The following is a 1,874-nucleotide window of genomic DNA, read 5'->3' as shown; positions in this document are numbered from 1 at the left end:
TGGCGCCGAACGCGTCCAGCGCGCCCACCTGCGCCAGCCGGTCGGCCACCGGGCGGCTGGGCCTTGCCCGCTGCCAGAAGTCCAGCAGGGAGGAGTACGGCTGCCCCTCGGCGATCCGCCGCGCCTCTGCCTCACTGATGCCGTGCACGTCGCTGAGGGCGAGCCGCAGCCCCCAGACGTCCGGTTCCCCCTGGTTTCCACCAGACACCAGTTCGACACGGTGGGTGACGCCGGACCGGTTCACGTCCAGCGGCAGCACCGGGACGCCCCGCCGCCGCGCGTCCGCCAGCAGCAGCCGCTTGGGGTACATCCCGGGGTCGTGGGTGAGCAGTCCGGCGTAGAAGGCCGCCGGATGGTGCGCCTTCAGCCAGGCCGACTGGTAGGTCGGCACCGCGAAGGCCACCGCGTGCGCCTTGCAGAAGCCGTACGAGCCGAAGGCCTCGATGATCTCCCAGGCGCGCGCCACGGTCTCCGCGTCGTACCCGCGGGCCGTCGCGTGCTGGGCGAACCAGGTCCGGATCCGCCCCTGGGAGTCCGGGTCGGACAGCCCGCGCCGCACCCGGTCGGCCTCGCCCCGGCCGCAGCCGGTCATCACGGCCACGATGTCGATCAGCTGCTCGTGGAAGACCACCACGCCGTAGGTGCCGCGCAGCGCCGGCTCCAGGTCCGGGTGCGGGTAGCGGGCGGGGCTGCGCCCGTGCCGGCGGTCGATGAACGGCCGCACCATGTCGGCGGCGACCGGTCCGGGCCGGAACAGCGAGATGTCGACCACCAGGTCGTGGAAGGTCTCCGGCTGGAGCCGTCCGACCAGGTCGCGCTGGCCGGGCGACTCGATCTGGAAGCAGCCCAGCGTCTCGGTCGATCTGATCAGCCCGTAGGTCTCCGGATCGCCCTCCGGCACCGCGTCCAGGTCGACCCGCTCGCCCGAGGCCCGCTCCACCTCGGCCACCGCGTGCGCCATCGCCGACTGCATCCGCACGCCGAGGACGTCCAGCTTGAGCAGGCCGAGGTCCTCCACGTCGTCCTTGTCGAACTGGGCCATCGGGAAGCCCTCGCCGCTGGTGGGCACCACCGGGGTGCGCCCGAGCAGCGTGGCGTCGGAGAGCAGCACGCCGCAGGGGTGCATGGCGACCCCGCGGGGCAGCGCGTCCAGCGCCTCGACCAGGTCCCACATCCTGCCGTACCGCTCCTTCTCCCCGGCCAGCTCCTTCAGCTCGGGCAGTTCCTCGAGGGCGGCGCGGGCGTCACGGGCGCGGATGTGCGGGAACGACTTGGCGATCCGGTCGATCTCCGCGGGGTCCATGGCGAGCGCGGCCCCGACGTCGCGGACCGCGTGCCGCACCCGGTAGGTCTCCGGCATGGCGACGGTGGCCACCCGCTCGCCGCCGAACCGGTCGAAGATCCTCCGGTAGACCTCCAGCCTGCGGGCGGACTCCACGTCGACGTCGATGTCGGGCAGCACCGCGCGCCGCTTGGAGAGGAACCGCTCCATCAGCAGCCCGTGCTCGACGGGGTCGGCGTGCGCGATGCCCAGCAGGTGGTTGACGAGGGAGCCGGCGCCGGAGCCGCGCGCGGCGACCCGGATGCCCATGGCGCGGACGTCGTCGACGACCTGGGCGACGGTGAGGAAGTAGGTGGCGAAGCCGTGGTGGGCGATGATGTCCAGCTCGTGGTGCATCCGCTCCCAGTACTCCCGGCGCCGGTCGTAACCGCGCAGCACCATCCCGGCCGCCGCGCGGGAGGCCAGCACCCGCTGCGCGGTGCGCCGCTCGGCGCCGACCAGGTGCGGCTCGGGGAAGTGGACGCTGCCGATGCCCAGGTGCTCCTCGGGGTCGACCCGGCACTCCTCGGCGGTGGCCCGGGTGTGCTCCAGC

At 73.5% G+C, this 1,874-nt stretch carries 1 protein-coding gene; it reads right to left on the bottom strand.

Annotated elements, in window-relative coordinates:
* On the bottom strand, positions 1 to 1,874 hold a 1,874-nt coding region (dnaE, locus tag HW445_RS29230), incomplete at both ends, for a DNA polymerase III subunit alpha (protein ID WP_180223841.1).

This window comes from Streptomyces sp. UH6 (assembly GCF_013421635.1).
Lineage (GTDB): Bacteria > Actinomycetota > Actinomycetes > Streptomycetales > Streptomycetaceae > Streptomyces > Streptomyces abyssomicinicus.
Note: the sequence above shows the minus strand (reverse complement) of the source record. Positions and strands in the feature narration are given on the sequence as shown.